Origin of the sequence: Kribbella sp. NPDC051770, assembly GCF_040681455.1 — a bacterium.
Taxonomy (GTDB): Bacteria; Actinomycetota; Actinomycetes; order Propionibacteriales; family Kribbellaceae; genus Kribbella.
Map to the genome: position 1 here is coordinate 19,081 of NZ_JBFAYT010000024.1, position 15,736 is coordinate 34,816.

18 protein-coding genes are annotated in these 15,736 nt (G+C 70.3%); 10 read left to right on the top strand and 8 right to left on the bottom strand.

The window, feature by feature from the left end; translation table 11 throughout:
* Nucleotide 1: 1 nt before the first annotated feature.
* Both trpD and AB0M01_RS38980 read right to left on the bottom strand, forming a co-directional pair.
* Entirely contained in the window at nt 2–1,006 is a 1,005-nt protein-coding gene (gene trpD / locus AB0M01_RS38975) for an anthranilate phosphoribosyltransferase (RefSeq protein ID WP_363677822.1), read from the bottom strand.
* A gap of 139 nt (nt 1,007–1,145) precedes the next feature.
* Nucleotides 1,146–2,027: an SDR family NAD(P)-dependent oxidoreductase gene (locus AB0M01_RS38980; protein ID WP_363677824.1), complete on the bottom strand. Its 882-nt coding sequence runs from the start codon at nt 2,025–2,027 to the stop codon at nt 1,146–1,148.
* A gap of 100 nt (nt 2,028–2,127) precedes the next feature.
* Here AB0M01_RS38980 and AB0M01_RS38985 point away from each other — a divergent pair, with 100 nt between their 5' ends.
* From AB0M01_RS38985 to AB0M01_RS38995, 3 genes are all read left to right on the top strand, one after another.
* The gene (locus AB0M01_RS38985) at nt 2,128–2,931 is read left to right on the top strand and encodes a helix-turn-helix transcriptional regulator (RefSeq protein ID WP_363677826.1); all 804 of its coding nucleotides are present in this window, start codon (nt 2,128–2,130) and stop codon (nt 2,929–2,931) included.
* A gap of 45 nt (nt 2,932–2,976) precedes the next feature.
* On the top strand, nt 2,977–3,843 hold the full coding sequence (gene sigJ / locus AB0M01_RS38990; protein WP_363677828.1) for an RNA polymerase sigma factor SigJ: 867 nt from the start codon (nt 2,977–2,979) through the stop codon (nt 3,841–3,843).
* A 72-nt stretch (nt 3,844–3,915) separates the two neighbouring features.
* On the top strand, nt 3,916–5,184 hold the full coding sequence (locus tag AB0M01_RS38995) for an FAD-binding oxidoreductase (protein ID WP_363677830.1): 1,269 nt from the start codon (nt 3,916–3,918) through the stop codon (nt 5,182–5,184).
* A gap of 66 nt (nt 5,185–5,250) precedes the next feature.
* Here AB0M01_RS38995 and AB0M01_RS39000 read toward each other — a convergent pair whose 3' ends face one another.
* Nucleotides 5,251–6,141, bottom strand: coding sequence for an SH3 domain-containing protein (locus AB0M01_RS39000; RefSeq protein WP_363677832.1), 891 nt, complete (start codon nt 6,139–6,141; stop codon nt 5,251–5,253).
* Between the two features lie 242 nt (nt 6,142–6,383).
* Between AB0M01_RS39000 and AB0M01_RS39005 the strand changes: the two genes are divergently transcribed.
* The 3 genes from AB0M01_RS39005 to AB0M01_RS39015 all read left to right on the top strand — a co-directional run bounded on the left by AB0M01_RS39005 (nt 6,384) and on the right by AB0M01_RS39015 (nt 7,833).
* Nucleotides 6,384–7,157, top strand: a complete 774-nt coding sequence (locus AB0M01_RS39005) for an enoyl-CoA hydratase-related protein (protein ID WP_363677833.1) — start codon at nt 6,384–6,386, stop codon at nt 7,155–7,157.
* A 96-nt stretch (nt 7,158–7,253) separates the two neighbouring features.
* Nucleotides 7,254–7,409 carry a DUF6131 family protein gene (locus AB0M01_RS39010; RefSeq protein WP_344177219.1) on the top strand — a complete coding sequence of 52 codons (156 nt, stop codon included), beginning with the start codon at nt 7,254–7,256 and terminating at the stop codon, nt 7,407–7,409.
* 76 nt (nt 7,410–7,485) lie between these two features.
* The gene (locus AB0M01_RS39015) at nt 7,486–7,833 is read left to right on the top strand and encodes a YciI family protein (RefSeq protein ID WP_363677835.1); all 348 of its coding nucleotides are present in this window, start codon (nt 7,486–7,488) and stop codon (nt 7,831–7,833) included.
* On the opposite strand, the gene AB0M01_RS39020 is transcribed toward AB0M01_RS39015, so the two are convergent.
* A complete protein-coding gene (locus tag AB0M01_RS39020; RefSeq protein ID WP_363677836.1) occupies nt 7,784–9,190 on the bottom strand; it encodes an MFS transporter in 1,407 nt (468 codons plus the stop codon). The genes AB0M01_RS39015 and AB0M01_RS39020 overlap by 50 nt on opposite strands.
* Before the next feature lie 167 nt (nt 9,191–9,357).
* Here AB0M01_RS39020 and AB0M01_RS39025 point away from each other — a divergent pair, with 167 nt between their 5' ends.
* Both AB0M01_RS39025 and AB0M01_RS39030 read left to right on the top strand, forming a co-directional pair.
* Nucleotides 9,358–9,714, top strand: a complete 357-nt coding sequence (locus AB0M01_RS39025; RefSeq protein WP_363677846.1) for a YciI family protein — start codon at nt 9,358–9,360, stop codon at nt 9,712–9,714.
* Nucleotides 9,711–10,952, top strand: a complete 1,242-nt coding sequence (locus tag AB0M01_RS39030) for a DUF6596 domain-containing protein (protein WP_363677838.1) — start codon at nt 9,711–9,713, stop codon at nt 10,950–10,952. The genes AB0M01_RS39025 and AB0M01_RS39030 overlap by 4 nt, the downstream gene beginning before the upstream one ends.
* Here the strand turns inward: AB0M01_RS39030 and AB0M01_RS39035 are convergent.
* Nucleotides 10,942–11,115 (bottom strand): CsbD family protein, encoded by a 174-nt coding sequence (locus AB0M01_RS39035; RefSeq protein WP_363677840.1) that lies wholly within the window; start codon nt 11,113–11,115, stop codon nt 10,942–10,944. The two genes, AB0M01_RS39030 and AB0M01_RS39035, sit on opposite strands and share 11 nt — an antisense overlap.
* 195 nt (nt 11,116–11,310) lie before the next feature.
* Between AB0M01_RS39035 and AB0M01_RS39040 the strand changes: the two genes are divergently transcribed.
* Nucleotides 11,311–12,012 carry a hypothetical protein gene (locus AB0M01_RS39040; RefSeq protein WP_363677841.1) on the top strand — a complete coding sequence of 234 codons (702 nt, stop codon included), beginning with the start codon at nt 11,311–11,313 and terminating at the stop codon, nt 12,010–12,012.
* Here the strand turns inward: AB0M01_RS39040 and AB0M01_RS39045 are convergent.
* Both AB0M01_RS39045 and AB0M01_RS39050 read right to left on the bottom strand, forming a co-directional pair.
* Entirely contained in the window at nt 12,009–12,560 is a 552-nt protein-coding gene (locus tag AB0M01_RS39045) for a DUF4240 domain-containing protein (RefSeq protein ID WP_363677842.1), read from the bottom strand. The two genes, AB0M01_RS39040 and AB0M01_RS39045, sit on opposite strands and share 4 nt — an antisense overlap.
* A 58-nt stretch (nt 12,561–12,618) precedes the next feature.
* The gene (locus AB0M01_RS39050; RefSeq protein ID WP_363677843.1) at nt 12,619–13,566 is read right to left on the bottom strand and encodes an aldo/keto reductase; all 948 of its coding nucleotides are present in this window, start codon (nt 13,564–13,566) and stop codon (nt 12,619–12,621) included.
* Between the two features lie 103 nt (nt 13,567–13,669).
* Between AB0M01_RS39050 and AB0M01_RS39055 the strand changes: the two genes are divergently transcribed.
* Nucleotides 13,670–14,242, top strand: a complete 573-nt coding sequence (locus tag AB0M01_RS39055) for a transglutaminase family protein (protein WP_363677844.1) — start codon at nt 13,670–13,672, stop codon at nt 14,240–14,242.
* A 38-nt stretch (nt 14,243–14,280) separates the two neighbouring features.
* On the opposite strand, the gene AB0M01_RS39060 is transcribed toward AB0M01_RS39055, so the two are convergent.
* A complete protein-coding gene (locus AB0M01_RS39060) occupies nt 14,281–15,381 on the bottom strand; it encodes a LacI family DNA-binding transcriptional regulator (RefSeq protein WP_363677845.1) in 1,101 nt (366 codons plus the stop codon).
* Between the last annotated feature and the right edge of the window lie 355 nt (nt 15,382–15,736).

The window sequence follows — 15,736 nt, forward strand, 5'->3', positions numbered from 1 at the left end:
GTCAGGCTAAGCCGACCCAGCGGTCCAGTGTCGCCGCTGCGGCTCCGGAGTCGATCGCTGCAGCACTGTCCTCCAGACAGCCGGCCAGCGACGGCCGCCCAGGCAGCGTGCTCAGCGCGGCCGCCGCATTCAGCAGTACGACGTCACGTACGGCGCCACGCTCGCCGGCCAGCAACCGCCGTACGACGGTGACCGGGTCGGCGGCGCGCAGGTCCGAAGCCCGGCAAGGAGCGAGCCCCACCGACCGCGGGTCGAACACGGTGGACGTCACCGCTCCGTCCCGCACAACCAGCACCCGCGACGGCCCGGTAGTGGTCAGCTTGTCGAGCCCGTCCGAGCCGCGCACGACCAGCACCGAGCAGTCGCGCGAAGCGAGCACCGACGCGACTACCGGCAGCATCCGCTCGTCAGCGACGCCGATGAGCCCGTGCCGCGGGTCCGCGGGGTTGATGAGCGGCCCGAGCACGTTGAACGCGGTCGGAACGGCCAGCTCACGCCGTACGGCACCCACGTGCAGCAACGCCGGGTTATACACGGGCGCATGCAGGAAGGCGATCCCGGCCCGCTGCACCGACTCCAGCGGGGACAGGTCGAGCGGGACGCCCAGTGCCTCGACCAGGTCGGCCGAGCCGGGAGTAGCCGACGAGGCGGCACGCCCGCCGTGCTTGACCACCGTCGAGCCGGTAGCGGCGACCACGAGCGACGCCATCGTGGAGATGTTCACCGCGCCCGTCCTGTCCCCACCAGTACCGACGATGTCGACCAGCGGCCCACCCAGCCGCACAGGCACGGCAGCAGCACGCAGTACAGACGCGAACCCAGCGATCTCCGCAGGTGTCTCGCCCTTGGCGCGCAGCGCGACCAGGAAGCCCGCCACCTGAGCAGAGGTCGCCGAGCCGGCCACCACACCCTCCATCGCCCAGGCAGCGTCGTCCGGCGTCAGGTCGTGGCCAGTGAGCAGGTCCGTGATCAGACCGGACCAGGTACGTCGGGCAGTCAGTGCCATCAGAGTTCCTCGGTGGGTGCGGGGTCGCCCCGACGAGGAGATACACCAACGGCCGCCTCGATCGAGACGGCCGGTGAGCGCGCAGCAGGAGGGGCCGTCTAGGAGACGGGCCACCAGCTGCTCAGGCGCGCGGACATGCTCAGACTGTAGCAACCAGCTGCTCGCCCAGCTCCCACAGCCGGGCAGCGTTCGCCGGGTCGAGTGCGAACGGAGCCACACCACCTCCGAAGAGCGGTGGGCGCTCAGCAAGCAGCGGCGCCTCGCCGCAGTCCTCCAGGTACCGCCCGCCGAGCTCGTCGACCACAGCAGCGAACACAGAGGTCGCCGCACCCTGCTGCACCATCTTGCGACGCTCCACAGGGGTCTGCAGCCCACCGGTGTGCTGCTGCAGACCAGTGGCGATCGCACCGGGGTGTACGGCGTTCGCCCGGATCCCGTCCGCCGCCCAGCGCCGATCTGCCTCAACCGCCAGCAGCACGTTGGCCGTCTTCGACTCGCCGTACGCGCCGATCGGTTGGTACGGCCGGAACAGGTAGTCGTAGTCGTCGAAGCTGAACGGCGCGAAGACGTGCGCGTTGGAACTGAGCGAGACGATCCGGGCCTGGCCGGAGGAAGCCAGCGCGCTGTGCAGGCCGAGGACCAGCGCGAAGTGCCCCAGATAGTTCACAGCGAACTGCAGCTCGTGGCCCTCAGCGGTTCGCGTGAGCTCCGGCGTTGCCATGATGCCCGCGTTGTTGACCAGGATGTCCAACGGCCCGTCCCAGGTGAACGAGCGGACAGACTCCAGCGAAGACAGGTCGAGCCGACCGACCGAGACGTCACCGGGCAAGCCAGCAGCAACCTTCTCCCCAGCAGCGACGTTCCGTACGCCGAGCACGACAGAAGCGCCGTGAGCCGCCAGCGCCCGGGCGGTCTCGACTCCAACGCCTGACGTAGCTCCGGTGACCAGCGCGCGCCGCCCGGTGAGGTCGACACCGGCCAGGACCTCGTCGGCGGTCGTGGTGAATCCAAAACTGTTCATGCTCCGAGCGTCTGCCGCCCGCCGCAGCCGCAGAAGGCCCTGCGAACACTGGTAGCCGCAGGGACAGGATGAGGTGAGCGCCCCGGCCTACGCTGGTGCCATGAGCAATCTCGGCGAGTACCTGAAGGTACGCCGCGAGCGGTTGCAGCCGGAGGACGTCGGGCTGCCCGGTGGCAGCCGCAGGCGAGTGCCAGGCCTCCGCCGCGAGGAGGTCGCTCTGCTGGCAGGCATCAGCGTCGAGTACTACCTGCGGCTGGAGCAGGGACGCGACCAGCACCCCTCGGACCAGGTGATTGGCTCGCTGGCCAGAGCGCTGCAGCTGGAACCAGATGCCGAGTCCTACTTGAAGAACCTGGCTGAACCGGCCAAACCGGCTCGTCGCCGTACAGCCAAGCCGGAGAAGGTCAGCGCAGGTGTGCTGAGCCTGATCGACAGCTGGCCGACCACGGCAGCGCTGGTGCAGGGCAGGTACCTGACGACACTCGCCGCCAACCCGCTGGCCGTTGCTATCACCCCCTACTTCGCGCCAGGCGTCAACACCCTCCGCGCCGCGTTCCTGGAACCGGAGATGCGCGAGCTCTACCGCGACTGGGAGGGGATGACCGCCAAGGCCGTCGCCTACCTGCGCTCGGTCATCGCCGACTCGCTCGACGACCCACGCCTCCTGGAGCTGATCGGCGAGCTGAGCGTCCACAGCGACCGCTTCCGGACGCTCTGGGCCCGCCAGGACGTGCGACGCAAGACAAGCGGCCTGACCGAGCTGAACCACCCACAGGTCGGCGAGCTCGACCTGCAGTACGAGAAGCTCGCGCTACCGGGCACAGAGGGTCAGATGCTGATCACCTACCACGCCACCCCCGGCACCCCGTCCCACGAGAAGCTGGAGCTCCTGGCCCACCTGTAGACGCAGACCCCGCTCAGTGGCACGCTCCGGCGCGAGAATGGCCGGGTGGATCTCCAGGACGACCTAGCGCGCCAGTTCGAGCAGGACCGTGGCCACCTGCGGGCGGTGGCCTATCGGATGCTCGGCTCGATCAGTGAGGCCGAGGACGCCGTACAGGAGGCGTGGCTGCGGTTGAGCCGGTCGGACGTGAGCGAGGTGGCCAACCTGACCGGCTGGCTCACCACTGTCGTCTCCCGGGTCTGTCTGGACCTGCTGCGCTCCCGCAAGTCCCGCCGGGAGGACCCGTTCGACACCTACGTGCCGGACCCGGTGGTGAGCCGGCTGGACCCGGAGGAGGAGGTGCTGCAGGCCGACGCGGTCGGGCTGGCCATGCTGGTCGTGCTGGAGGCGCTGTCTCCCCAGGAGCGGGTCGCGTTCGTGCTGCACGACCTGTTCGCGGTGAGTTTCGACGAGATCGCGCTGATCCTCGACAAGACGTCAGCGGCCACCCGGCAGCTGGCGAGCCGTGCGCGCCGCCGCGTCCAGGGTGCACCCACCGGCGACGGGGACGTCAAGCAGCAGCGGGAGGCGATCGACGCGTTCCTCGTCGCGTCCCGGACCGGTGACTTCGAGGCGCTGCTCGCTGTGCTCGATCCGAATGTCGTCCTGCGGGCCGACGCGGGCCGGGTGCCCGCGGACGCGCTCGCGAGCTCCCGCTTCGTCCAGGGCGCGAAGGCGGTCGTCGAGCAGGCGCTGCTGTTCGCGCGGATGGCGCCGCACACCGAGGTCGCGACGGTGAACGGCGTACCGGGCGTGATCACGGTGCTGAACGGCGAGCTGTTCGGCGTGATGGCCGTCGAGGTCCGCGCCGGCCGGATCGTCGAGATCAACATCCTGGCCGACACCGACCGGCTCCGGGCGCTGCAGAAATAATTCTGCCGCTCGTGTCGATTCCGCGCTCCGCCGCTCGACTTACCTGTGAAACCAGGGAGAACGGAGAGCGGGATGAGCGTGCAGGTGCTTCAGACGGTCGGCGCGGATGTGGTGGCGGGTCTGCTGGGAAACGGGTTCAGCGGAGCGATCCACCAGCCGGGTGACACGCAGTACGACGAGCAGCGGCGCGCGATCGTGCCGACGTTCGACTCGCGTCCCCTCGTGGTCGCCGAGGCGTCGGCCCGCAGCGACGTCCAGGCGGCGGTCCGGACGGCGCGGCAGTACGGCGTACCGATCGCCGTCCAGGCCACCGGCCACGGCACCCGCGTGCCGGCCGACGGCGGGATCCTGCTCAAGACCACCGCGATGACGTCGCTGCTGATCGACCCCGAGCGCCGCGTCGCGAAGGTCGGTCCGGGCGTCCGCTGGGGCGCGGTCCTCGACGCGGCCAAGGAGTTCGGCCTGGTCGGGCTCGCCGGTTCGTCCCGCGACGTCGGCGTCACCGGCTACACGCTCGGCGGCGGTGTCGGCTGGCTGGCCCGCAAGTTCGGGTACGCCGCCGACAGCGTGATCCGCGCCGAGGTGGTCACCGCCGACGGCCGCGTCGTCACCGCGACCGCGGACGAGCACCCGGACCTGTTCTGGGCGATTCGCGGCGGCACCGGCAACTTCGGCATCGTCACGTCGCTCGAGTTCCGCCTCTACCCGGTCCGCGAGGTGCACGCCGGCATCCTCTGGTTCGCCGCCGACGCCGCGACCCTGAAGGCGTACCGCGACTGGACCACCACGATCCCGAACGAGCTGAGCACCGCGATCGTCCTCGCGACGAAGAACGACCGCCGCATGCTCGGCCTCAAGATCCTGTACGCCGGAGACGCGGCCCTCGCCGAGCACCTGCTCAAGCCCCTGTACGCCGTGGCCGGCCCGCTCCTCGACGGCGAGCTGCGCACCACCGCCTTCGCCGACACCGCGATGGGCGGCACCCCGGCCCGCTACCTCGACCTGGTCGACGAGCTCCCCGACGACCTGCTCGACGCGCTGGTCGCGCTCGACGGCCCGACCGTCGAGATCCGCCACTGGGCCGGCGCGATGGCCAACCCCGGCCCCGGCGCGGGACCGGTCGCGCACCGGACGGCGCCGTACTCGCTGATCATCGACCAGGAGGTCCCCGAGCTGGCCGGCGTGCTGCGGCCGACCGGGCGCACGTTCGTGAACTTCCTCGCCGACCCGGCGCGCGCCGCGACGGCGTACACGGAGACCGACCTGACCCGGCTGCGCGCGATCAAGCGCCGCTACGACCCGGAGAACCTGTTCCACCTGAACCACAACCTGAAGCCCTGAGCACGTCGAAAGGGCCCGGACGAAGGAGTCCGGGCCCTTTCGGCAGGGCGGCAGATGCCCCGAGTACTAGATGGTGCCCTCGTTGCCGTAGACGGTGACGTGGACGTGGTCGTAGTGGTTGGCGGTCGCGCCGCCGCGGTCCTCCATGCCGCGCCAGCCTTCGCTGCTGCGCTGCACGGTCCAGATCCGCTGCTCCCAGATGACCTCGGAGACCCCGAGCTCCTTGTAGTGCGACTTCACGTACGCCGCGATCTCGTCGCCGGTCGAGCCCGACACCATGATGTCGAGCGCCCGGCCGGTGCCGTGCTCGCCGCCGTCGCCGGAGCGGACACCGCCGTACGACGAGACCGACGGGAACAGCGCGCAGACCGCGCGGTGCACCCGGATCGCGTCGGCCGACAGGCCGTCCTCGACGCCGGAGCCGGACTTGCAGGCCTTCGACGAGACGCCGCCGGCGACCTCCTCGACCGGCTTGGTCGCGGCCAGGTACTCGGCCTTGACCCAGCGGGAGACGCCGTCGCGGACGATCTGGGCCCAGATGCCCTGGACCTCGCCGGTCACCGAGACCTTGCTGCCCTTGGACAGGACGGTCAGCAGGGTGCCCTTCTGCTCGGGCGCGGTCCAGACGTTCAGGTCCGTGGTCGTGTACTTGCTGCCGGTGATCTTCAGCGCCTTGACGGTCTCCGCGGCGCGGGTCTTCACCGACGTGGTCGGGATCGGCGCCTGCTTCTTCAGGTGCTTGGCCGGCGGCGGCGTCTTGGGCTTGGCCGACGGCGGGGTGCTCGGCTTCAGGTCGAGCGAGGGGCGGTACGCGTCCCGGCTGGTCTGGGTCTCACGCGCAAGCTGCAGGGGAGAGCTTGCGAGCGGGGTGTCCGTCGTCGGGACCTGGTCGGGAAAGGCGACTGCCGACCCGGTGGCCAGCAGCGCCACCGCCGCACCCGGGATCGCGACCTTCACGACGCCGGAGCGGATCACCTTGGGGCGCGGTTGACGGTGCCGCGCCTGTCTATGCCGTCCTTCAGCCACTGGAATTCCCAATCTGCCGAGACCAAAACGTTATCGACCGGAGGAGTCAAGCACAGAAACCACTCGGTCTCCCAACTCCCGGCGAGTTTTAACGTATTACGTACGTGTCGCACGACTACCGGAGTGTGATCTGGGCGGCGGCGGTCCGCCGTACGGTCTGTTTGACTGCGGACATGGATCAGGGCTTCAGGATCGTGACCGGTGAGGTGTCCCGGCTGGTGATCGACCGGGTCGACAAGCGCAACGCTCTGACCCTCCAGATGTGGGAGGCGCTGCCCGGTCTGCTCGAGCCGCTCGCCGTGGACCCGGCGGTCAAGGTGCTCGTGGTCTCCGGCGCCGGCCCGACGTTCTCGGCCGGCGCGGACATCTCCGAGCTGGTCTCGGGCGCCGATCCGGCCGACCCGATGGCCGAGATCCGGGCCGCGAACCTGCGCGCCCAGCGGGCGCTGCGAGAGTTCCCGAAGCCGACGCTCGCCGTGATCCGCGGGCACTGCATCGGCGGCGGGCTGGAGATCGCGGTCAACTGCGACTTCCGGTTCGCGGCGCACGGCAGCACGTTCGGAGTCACCCCGGCCCGGATCGGCGTGGTCTACCCGCCGGCCGCGGTCAAGGTGCTGCTCGACCTGGTCGGGCCGGCGACCACGAAGTACCTGCTGTTCAGCGGCGAACTGCTCTCCGCGGGCCAGGCCGAGCTGAAGGGCCTGGTCGACCGGGTGGTGGCCGCCGACGACCTGGACGTCGATGTGGACGCGTTCGCGGCGAAGCTGGTCGCGCGGTCGCAGCTGACGATCCGCTCGGCCAAGGAGACGGTGAACTCGCTGCTGGCCGGCGAGGACGCCGATCCGGCGGCGTACAAGCGGTACCAGGAGACGATCTCGAGCGGTGAGCTGACCGAGGGTGTGCGCGCGTTCACCGAGAAGCGGACCCCGCACTTCGGCTGGAACTGATCAAACGATCGTTGGACGTTTGGCCGTGTGGCCCGTTGGGGCACCTGAGTCGAGCCGCCACCCCCGCCTGGGCGGCGCGAAGACTAAGGAGAACCAATGCTCATCCTGGGACTGATCCTGCTTCTGCTGGGATTCCTGCTGAAGGTCTCGATCCTGTGGACCATCGGCATCATCCTGCTCGTGGTCGGAGCGGTGCTGTTCATTCTCGGCTCGACCGGTCGCGCTGTCGGGGGACGACGACACTGGTTCTGAGTCGCGGAGCCGAAGTGACGGGACCCCGCAGGCCTTCGGGCTTGCGGGGTCCCGTCGGTTCGTTAGCATCCCGAGGATGAAGTACCTCGTGCTCATCTTCGGCGACACCGACAGCAGCTGGACCGGCTCGACCGACGACGTCGCGGAGATCCGGTCCCTGACCGACCTGAAGCTGGCGCTGACCGCGTCCGGCGAGCTGGTCAGCTCCGAAGGGCTGGACTTCCCCAGCTCCGGCAAGACCGTGCAGATCCGCGACGGTGTCCGGGTCGTCACCGACGGCCCGTACGGCGAGGCGAAGGAGCAGATCGCCGGCTTCTTCATGATCGACGCGACCGACGAGCGGGCGCAGGAGATCGCAGGCCAGGTCGCCGCGATCATCGGTGACCGGGTTGAGCTGCGGGAGACGCTGCTCTCGGCTCCGTAGCGCGGGCGATCAGGAGGCCGGCGCCGACCAGTCCTACCGCTACGAAGGCCCAGCAGACTGCGAAGGCCACCTGGTAGCCAGCGGTGAGTGCAGCCGGTGCGGAACCGCTACTGTGCGCCGTAGCGACAGCAGACAGTACGGCGATGCCAACCGCGCCCCCGATCTGGAAGCTGGCGTTCTGCAGGCCTGACGCGACTCCTGCGTCCTCGCCGGACACCGTGCTGAGTGCGGAGATCGAGCCGGCGACCGTACCGGCGCCCAGGCCCGCGCCGAAGATGGTGAGCCCCCAGAAGGCCAGCTCGAAGTAGCCGGACTCCACAGTGAGCCTGCTCATTGCCGTAGCGCCGACGCCGGTCAGCAGCAGCGACACAGTGGCGACCGGGCGAGCTCCCACCTTGGTGACCAGGTTCTGCCCGACCATCGAGCCGCAGACCGCCGCAGCGGCCAGTACCGAGGACATGAGCCCGTACCGGATGGCGGAGATGCCCAGTGCGAGCTGGGCGTACTGGGTGTACATGTAGTTCAGCCCGAACGCGCCGAGCCCGAAGGCGATGGTGATCAGGTTGCCACCGACCAGTGCGCGCGAGCGGAACAGCCGCAGCGGTACGAGCGGTGCGGCCGACCGCTTCTCCACCAGCACGAACAGCGCGAACAGGGCGGTCGAGACGAGTGCCAGCAGGGTGGTGCGGGTGGCGGAGGACTCGGGCGCCTCGATCACGGCGTACACGAGGACGATGAGGGCAGCGGTCACGGTGATCGCTCCGGTGACGTCGAAGCCGCGCTTGCCGGGGCCACGGCTGTCCTGCAGCAGTACTGGCGCCAGTGCGATCACCAGCAGGCAGACCGGCACGTTGATGAAGAAGATCCACTGCCAGCCGAGCCCGTCCGTCACCGGGCCACCGATGAGCGAGCCGGCCGTACCGCCGACGCCGCTGGTCGCTCCCCAGATGCCGAGCGCCTTGTTGCGCTCCGGACCGTCCGGGAACGTGGTCATCACGATGGACAGCGCACTGGGAGCCAGTACGGCGGCAGCGACGCCCTGAAGCCCGCGGGCCAGGACCAGCGCGTCACCTGTCCAGGCGAAGCCGCAGAGCAGGGAGGAGCCGGCGAAGACGGCCAGCCCGACGATCAGCACTCGCCGGCGGCCCAGCAGGTCGGACACGCGCCCGCCGAGCAGCAGCAGGCCTCCGAACATCAGCGCGTAACCGCTGGGGACCCACTGGACGCCACCGGACGAGAACGTCAGCTCCCGCTCGATCGACGGGACGGCGACCAGCACGATCGAGGCGTCCAGGATGATCATGAAGCCGGTCAGGCAGAGCAGGGCCAGCGCGAGCCAGCGTTTCGGGTCCGGCATGGGGTCCTCCAGTACGACGGGGTGGGGCTTGCACCGGGGACGTCGGGGCTGGGCGGCCTCGGCTCGACATCTGCTCGGCTGTCGAATCCAGGCGGTTCGTTTCGACGTACCGGGCGAGAGGGGTTACAGGGACCTCGTCGACCGTCAGGATGGTGACCGTGAAGTACATGCTGCTGATCTACTCCAACCCGGAGAGCTGGGCGGGCCTGTCCGCCGAGCAGCGGGAGGACCTGTCGCGGTCGCACGCGCAGCTGACGGAGGAGCTGACCGAGCAGGGCCTGCTGGTCAGCGCTGCCGGGCTGGCCGACCCCATCACCACCCGGACGGTGTCGGTGGGTGCCGACAACACCCGCAACCTCACCGACGGCCCGTACGCCGAGGCGAAGGAGCATCTGGCCGGCTTCTACCTGGTGGAGTGCGAGGACATCGACCAGGCGATCGACTACGCCGCGCGGATGCCGGACGCGAAGTACGTGGCGGTGGAGGTCCGGCCGGTGATGGACGCGTCAGGGCTGGAGATGTGAACAGCGACTTCGAGCTGCTGCTGCGGGAGCAGGCGCCACAGGTCCTGAGTGCACTGGTGCGGCACTACGGGCACTTCGACCTGGCTGAGGAGGCTGTGCAGGAGGCGCTGCTCGCTGCCTCCCAGCAGTGGCCCGGCGAGGGTGTGCCGGACAACCCGCGTGGCTGGCTGATCCGTGTCGGGTCGCGCCGGCTGACCGACCTGCTGCGCAGCGAGTCGGCGCGCCGCCGCCGCGAGGAGAACGTCGCGTCGATGGCCGCGCCGGAGGAGTTCGTTGCCCCGAGCCCGGAGATCGACGACCCGGGCGGGCGCGACGACACGCTCACGCTGCTCTTCCTGTGCTGCCATCCGTCGCTCTCGCCCGCCTCGCAGATCGCGCTCACGCTGCGCGCGGTCGGCGGTCTCACCACGGCGCAGATCGCGGCCGGATTCTTGGTGCCTGAGGCAACAATGGCGCAGCGGATCAGCCGCGCCAAGCGGAGCATCAAGCAGGCCGGCTCGTCGTTCGAGATGCCACCGGAGGCCGAGCGGGACGCGCGGATGGGCGCCGTGCTGCACGTGCTCTACCTGATCTTCAACGAGGGCTACACCGCCTCGTCCGGCGACGACCTGCACAGCGCCGAGCTGACCACCGAGGCGATCCGGCTGGTGCGCGGCGTACGCCGGTTGCTGCCGGACGACGGCGAGGTCGCTGGGCTGCTGGCGCTCATGCTGCTCACCGACGCCCGCCGGCCTGCCCGTACGGCGGCTGACGGTTCGCTGGTCCCGCTGGAGGAGCAGGATCGGTCGAAGTGGAGCAAGCCGGCCATCGTCGAGGGCGAGCAGCTGGTCTCCGACGCGCTGGCCCGGACGCAGCTGGGGCCGTACCAGGTGCAGGCGGCGATCGCCGCCGTACACGGGACTGCTGAGCGTGCTGAGGACACCGACTGGCGGCAGATCGTCGCGCTGTACCAGGTGCTGGAGCAGATCTCCGACAACCCGATGGTGCGGCTCAACCACGCTGTGGCGGTGGCCATGGCGGTCGGGCCGAAGGAGGGGCTGGCGCTGCTCGAGCCGCTGGAGTCGGACGGCCGCATGAAGGACCACCACCGCTTGGAGGCGGTCCGGGCGCACCTGCTGGAGATGTCGGGAGAGCTGGAGGGTGCCCGGGCGAGCTACCTGCTGGCAGCTCGCCGGACGACCTCGGTCCCGGAGCGGAACTACCTGCAGTCCCGCGCTGAACGGCTCGCTACTTCTTGAAGGCGTCCTTGACCTTCTCGCCGGCCTGCTTCAGGTCGCTCACACTCTGGTCGGCCTGACCCTCGGCCTCGAGCTTCTCGTCGCCGGTCACCTTGCCGACGGCCTCCTTGGCCTTGCCGGCCAGGTCTTCCGCCGCGTTCTTCGCCTTGTCCGCCAAGCTCATCGTGCCTGTCCTTTCGTCGGGTGACGGTTCGCCGGCACCCCCTGCGGTCACCGGCGAACCGTGGGCGGCACCCCCCGTCCGAAGTGCCGCTTACCGGTTAGTCGACGTGGCCGGCGGATTCGTCACGCCGGAGTGACCCACCTCACGCCGTACGGCGGGGTCGCGGTAGCCGGTGACCTGTGTCAGGTTGGGCTTGTGGACCTCACCAAGGCGTCGCTGCTGCGCGAGATGCTGACCGGCACCGAGCTGGGCACCCGGACCACCTCCTTCGCCCACTCGCTACGGCGCTACACGACGCGCAAGGGCGGGCTGATGCTCTTCGGCCCACCGCAGGACGAGCCCTGGCACCTGACCGCCCACCTCGACGACGAGTTCCACCGGGCCGGCATCGAGGACGTCCGGCCGGCACTGGTCCGCTGGGCTCCGCCGCCGGACGCTCCGCCACACCTGGCGATCGGCCTGGACCGCCTGCGCGACTCCGGCAAGGGGGAGTCGTTGCTGATCGTCGCCGAGGACAACCCGGCCGACACCCTGCTGGAGCGCGTGGAGGACGTCCGCCGCCGCGGTACGACGATCTTCAGCATCGACAACGGCAACAGCGAGCTCGCGTCGCTGTCCCACGAGTCGCTGGTGCCGGAGCTGCTGGTGCCTGCCGGGCTGGGCACTTGGACGACGCACCCGGTGGTTGGGGACCGAGGCGACGAGGTGCTGGCGGACCGGCGTACGGATGAGGGCGTGCCGGAGGAGACCCTCACCGCGCTGCAGGAGGCGGTCGCCGGCTTCGAGATGACCCAGCACCTGGTCAGCCTGGCCGCAGCAGACCCCGACGCAGGCCAGGCCGGCTGGCGCCGCTCGCTGCGCAACTTCATCGAACGCATCGGCGGCGAGCCGGCCTAGTCCTCCAGGTACAGCGCCGCCAGCCGCGGGAACCGCGACTCCAGCTCCCCCTTGTCGTCCAGATCGAACTCCTCACCAGCCGGCACGTCCGGCGCATCCGGCGTACCGGCGTCGACCGCAGCCCAGAACGCCTTGTCCGACCCCGCCACCGCGCCGTACGCCTCAGCCCCGACCGCCAGCACCGCCTCCCCGTCGAACAGCTCGCTGGTGTCCTCCAGATCCTCGTCCACCACGTCGGCGAGCGAGTCCGGATCAGCCAGCGCGGCCTCCCACACCTCCCGCCCCTGCGCGACCAGCCACCCCCGGAAGTGGTCGAACGAGTCGTCCCCCGCCCCACCGTTCAGCAGCGACGCGGCCCCCCACAGGTCCCACCGGTAGGCCCGCCCGAGCAGCAGCTCGAGCTCCACCCCGAACCCGACGATCTCCTCGGCCGCCAACCCGCTCAACTCTTTGATCAGCGCATCCGCGACCCCGTCCGGATCCACGACCGTGTCGTCAACCTGCTCCCGGGCCGCGTCCACCAGCCCCCAGAACCCATCCCTGTCCACCTCTAAAGCGTGGCACGAAACCCAGCCCCTGGAGGAGCCCCTGAAGCGATCCTTCTGCTCACCAGGCCTCGTCCAGCTGGGTCCGTACGTCGGCCGGCAGCGTCAGGCGCGCGCCGGACAGCGCCTGGGTGAGCTGGTCCGGCGTGCTGACGCCCACGACAGGTGTGACAGCGGGGGAGCCGCCGGTGAGCCAGGCGAGGACCACCTCGCTGCGGGTGACGCCCAGCTCCTCGGCTGCCTGGGTGAGGGCTGCCAGGCGGCGGGCGGTGCCGGGGTGGTCGAAGGCATCCTGGAACGGCCGGTCGGTGCGCTCGTAGCTGCCGGACATGAGCGGGCTGTACGCGAACAGCTCCTGCTCCGGGTTGTGGCCGGCGTAGTCGAGCATCTCGTCGGTGATCCAGCCGAAGCGGTGGTCGTGGGCGTTGTCGCGGACGAAGGGTCTGGGTTGCAGGTACGAGTAGCGCATCTGCAGCGCGGTCGGTCCGGTCACTCCCATCCGCTCAGCGATGCCCCGGGCCCGCTCGACTCGCCAGAGCGCGTAGTTGGACAGCCCGATCCGCCCGATGGTCCCGGCGGCCGCGTGCTTGCCGAAGGCGGCGACGGTCTCCTCCAGCGGGGTCTGCAGATCGTCGCGGTGCGCCAGGTAGAGGTCGACGTGGTCGATGCCCATCCGCCGCAGCGACGTCTCCAGCGCCTCGTCGATCGCCTTCGCGGACAGCCCCTCCGAGTGCTCCGGGTAGCTGCCGGGCCAGAGCGGCTCACAGCCGACCTTGGTCGCCACCTTCACCTTGTCCCGTACGCCGGGCCGCTGCGCGAACCAGCGCCCGAGCAGCTCCTCGCTCTGCCCGCCGTGCCCGCTCGGGTCGGCCCAGAACGCGTAGCAGTTGGCGGTGTCGATCCACTGCCCACCTGCGTCGACGTACTGGTCCAGCAGGGCGAACGACGTCTCCTCGTCGATCGTGGTCCCGAACAACATCGCGCCCAGCGCCATCCTCAGATCGGTCATGGCTCGACGATCGGTGCTGGAGTGCGCTCCAGGTCAACTCCATTATCCGCTACATGAGACAAATGGTTTCGCATAATGGACGTCACGTGTCAGAATCCAAGCTGTGAACGATTTCCTCGCCGCCGACGACGTGATCGACGCGACCCACCCGGCGATCGTCGAGACCGCCGCCCGGCTGCGCCGCGACCACCCCGGTACGACGGACTTCGCATGCGCCGCGTTCGAGTTCACCCGCGACGAGGTGAAGCACTCGATGGACGTCGGCGACCCCCGCCCGACCGTCGCCGCGTCGGAGGTGCTCGCCCACGGCGCCGGCCTCTGCCACGGCAAGGCGCACCTCCTGACCGCGCTGCTCCGCGCCGAGGGTGTTCCGTCGGGCATCTGCTACCAGCGCCTGGCGGACGGCAAGGGCGGCTTCTTCCTGCACGGCATGACCGCCGTGCAGCTCGACGGCACCTGGTACCGGCAGGACCCACGCGGCGACAAGCCCGGCGTCACCACCGAGTTCTCCCTGACCGGCGAGCGCCTCGCCTACCGGCCCGACCCGGCCCAGGGCGAGGCGGACATCCCCGGCGTCTTCGCGACCGCAGATCCGGGCCTGGTCGCCGCACTCCGCTCTACCGACGACGTGCGCGCCCTCGTCGCCAACGGCGGACTGCCCGGCGACGTCACCTGACCCTGCTCCGGGCCCCGCAGGGGCGGGCCCGGAGCAGTTCACAACTGACCGGCGGCCTTGCCTCTGGTCGACGTCCGTACGACGAGCTCCGGCGTGAACGTGACCCGCTGGTGCTCGTGGTCGGGGTTGGACGACTCGTCGAGCAGCAGCTCGGCGGCAGTCTTCCCCAGCAGCTGCCGCGGCTGCCGCACCGAAGTCAGCGGTACGGCGGCAGCAGCGGCGAACTCGATGTCGTCGTACCCGACGATCGCCAGGTCCTCCGGCACGCGCAGCCCGAGGCTGACGCACTGCTGCAGCAGGCCCAGCGCCAGCAGGTCGTTGGCGCAGAACGCCGCCGTCGGCCGGCGATCAGCGGGCAGCCCGGCGAGCCGCTGCCCAGCTCCGCGGCCTTCTGCGACGGTCAGCGCGGCAGTAGTGAGCTCCACTAAGTTCTCGGGAGGCAGACCCGCGTCGGCCAGCGCGTTCCGGGCGCCGTAGAGCCGGTCGGTCACCTGACCGATCGTGTTCGGCCCGCCGACGAACGCGATCCGCTTGTGCCCGAGCTCGATCAGGTGGTCCAGCGCGACCTCGCCGCCGAGCACGTCGTCCACGGCGACCGAGCAGTGCATGCCCTCGTCGAGCGAGCGGTCGACCACGACGACCGGCGTACCGCGGACCGGCAGTGTGGTGATGCGTGGCGTGTGCGGGTCGATCGGCGTGATCAGCACGCCCTGGACGCGTTGCTGCTCGAGCAGGTCGAGGTAGTCCGCCTCGCGGGCGGCGTCCTCGTTGCTGTTGCAGAGGAAGACCGACAGGCCTGCCTCGCGCGCCGCCTCCTCCACGCCCTTGGCGACATCGGTGAAGAACGGGTTGCCGGCGTCGAGCATCAGGTACGCGAGGATCCGGCTGCTGCCCGCCCGGAGCTGCCGGGCCGACTCGTTGCGGACGAAGCCGAGCGACTCCATCGCGGACTCGACCTTGGCGCGGGTGGCCGGGCTGACCATCTCCGGCCGGTTGAGCACGTTCGACACGGTTCCGAGCGAGACCCCGGCCGCTGCGGCGACGTCCTTGACGCCCGCGGCGGTGCGTCCGCGGCCGCGTCCGGCGACTCTCGCTGCTGGCGTCTCACCTGGTACGGCGGCCGGTGGGATGCGCTTCACGGGGACACGCGGCGTGCGGCCTGTCCGCGGCGACGGTGCTGGGGCTCGCGACGGCGATGCGCTGGTCCGCGGCGCTGTTGCTCCGGTGCGCGGCACGCCCGCGCGGGGCGCGGCGGAGCCTGCCCGCCCTGCGCTCGCACGAGATGCTCCTGCGCCGCCGCCCGTTCGCGAAGCACCGGCGCCGCCTGCGCGCGAAGCGCCGGCGCTCCCGGTCGTCCGCGAGGCGCCCGCGTTGCCGCTCGTACGAGCCGCGCCCGCGCTGCCGCTGGTCGAGGTCGCGAGCACCAACGTGCTGAACGCGGAGACCGCGAAGGAGGCGGCCGAGGAGTACCACCAGACGCGGGCGTTCGCGGAG

Excerpts from the sequence above, each read along its gene's own strand:
- trpD (WP_363677822.1), bottom strand. The coding sequence starts at position 1,006 with ATGGCACTGACTGCCCGACGTACCTGGTCCGGTCTGATCACGGACCTG.
- AB0M01_RS38980 (WP_363677824.1), bottom strand. The coding sequence starts at position 2,027 with ATGAACAGTTTTGGATTCACCACGACCGCCGACGAGGTCCTGGCCGGT.
- AB0M01_RS38985 (WP_363677826.1), top strand. The coding sequence starts at position 2,128 with ATGAGCAATCTCGGCGAGTACCTGAAGGTACGCCGCGAGCGGTTGCAG.
- AB0M01_RS38995 (WP_363677830.1), top strand. The coding sequence starts at position 3,916 with ATGAGCGTGCAGGTGCTTCAGACGGTCGGCGCGGATGTGGTGGCGGGT.
- AB0M01_RS39005 (WP_363677833.1), top strand. The coding sequence starts at position 6,384 with ATGGATCAGGGCTTCAGGATCGTGACCGGTGAGGTGTCCCGGCTGGTG.
- AB0M01_RS39010 (WP_344177219.1), top strand. The coding sequence starts at position 7,254 with ATGCTCATCCTGGGACTGATCCTGCTTCTGCTGGGATTCCTGCTGAAG.
- AB0M01_RS39015 (WP_363677835.1), top strand. The coding sequence starts at position 7,486 with ATGAAGTACCTCGTGCTCATCTTCGGCGACACCGACAGCAGCTGGACC.
- AB0M01_RS39020 (WP_363677836.1), bottom strand. The coding sequence starts at position 9,190 with ATGCCGGACCCGAAACGCTGGCTCGCGCTGGCCCTGCTCTGCCTGACC.
- AB0M01_RS39025 (WP_363677846.1), top strand. The coding sequence starts at position 9,358 with ATGCTGCTGATCTACTCCAACCCGGAGAGCTGGGCGGGCCTGTCCGCC.
- AB0M01_RS39035 (WP_363677840.1), bottom strand. The coding sequence starts at position 11,115 with ATGAGCTTGGCGGACAAGGCGAAGAACGCGGCGGAAGACCTGGCCGGC.
- AB0M01_RS39050 (WP_363677843.1), bottom strand. The coding sequence starts at position 13,566 with ATGACCGATCTGAGGATGGCGCTGGGCGCGATGTTGTTCGGGACCACG.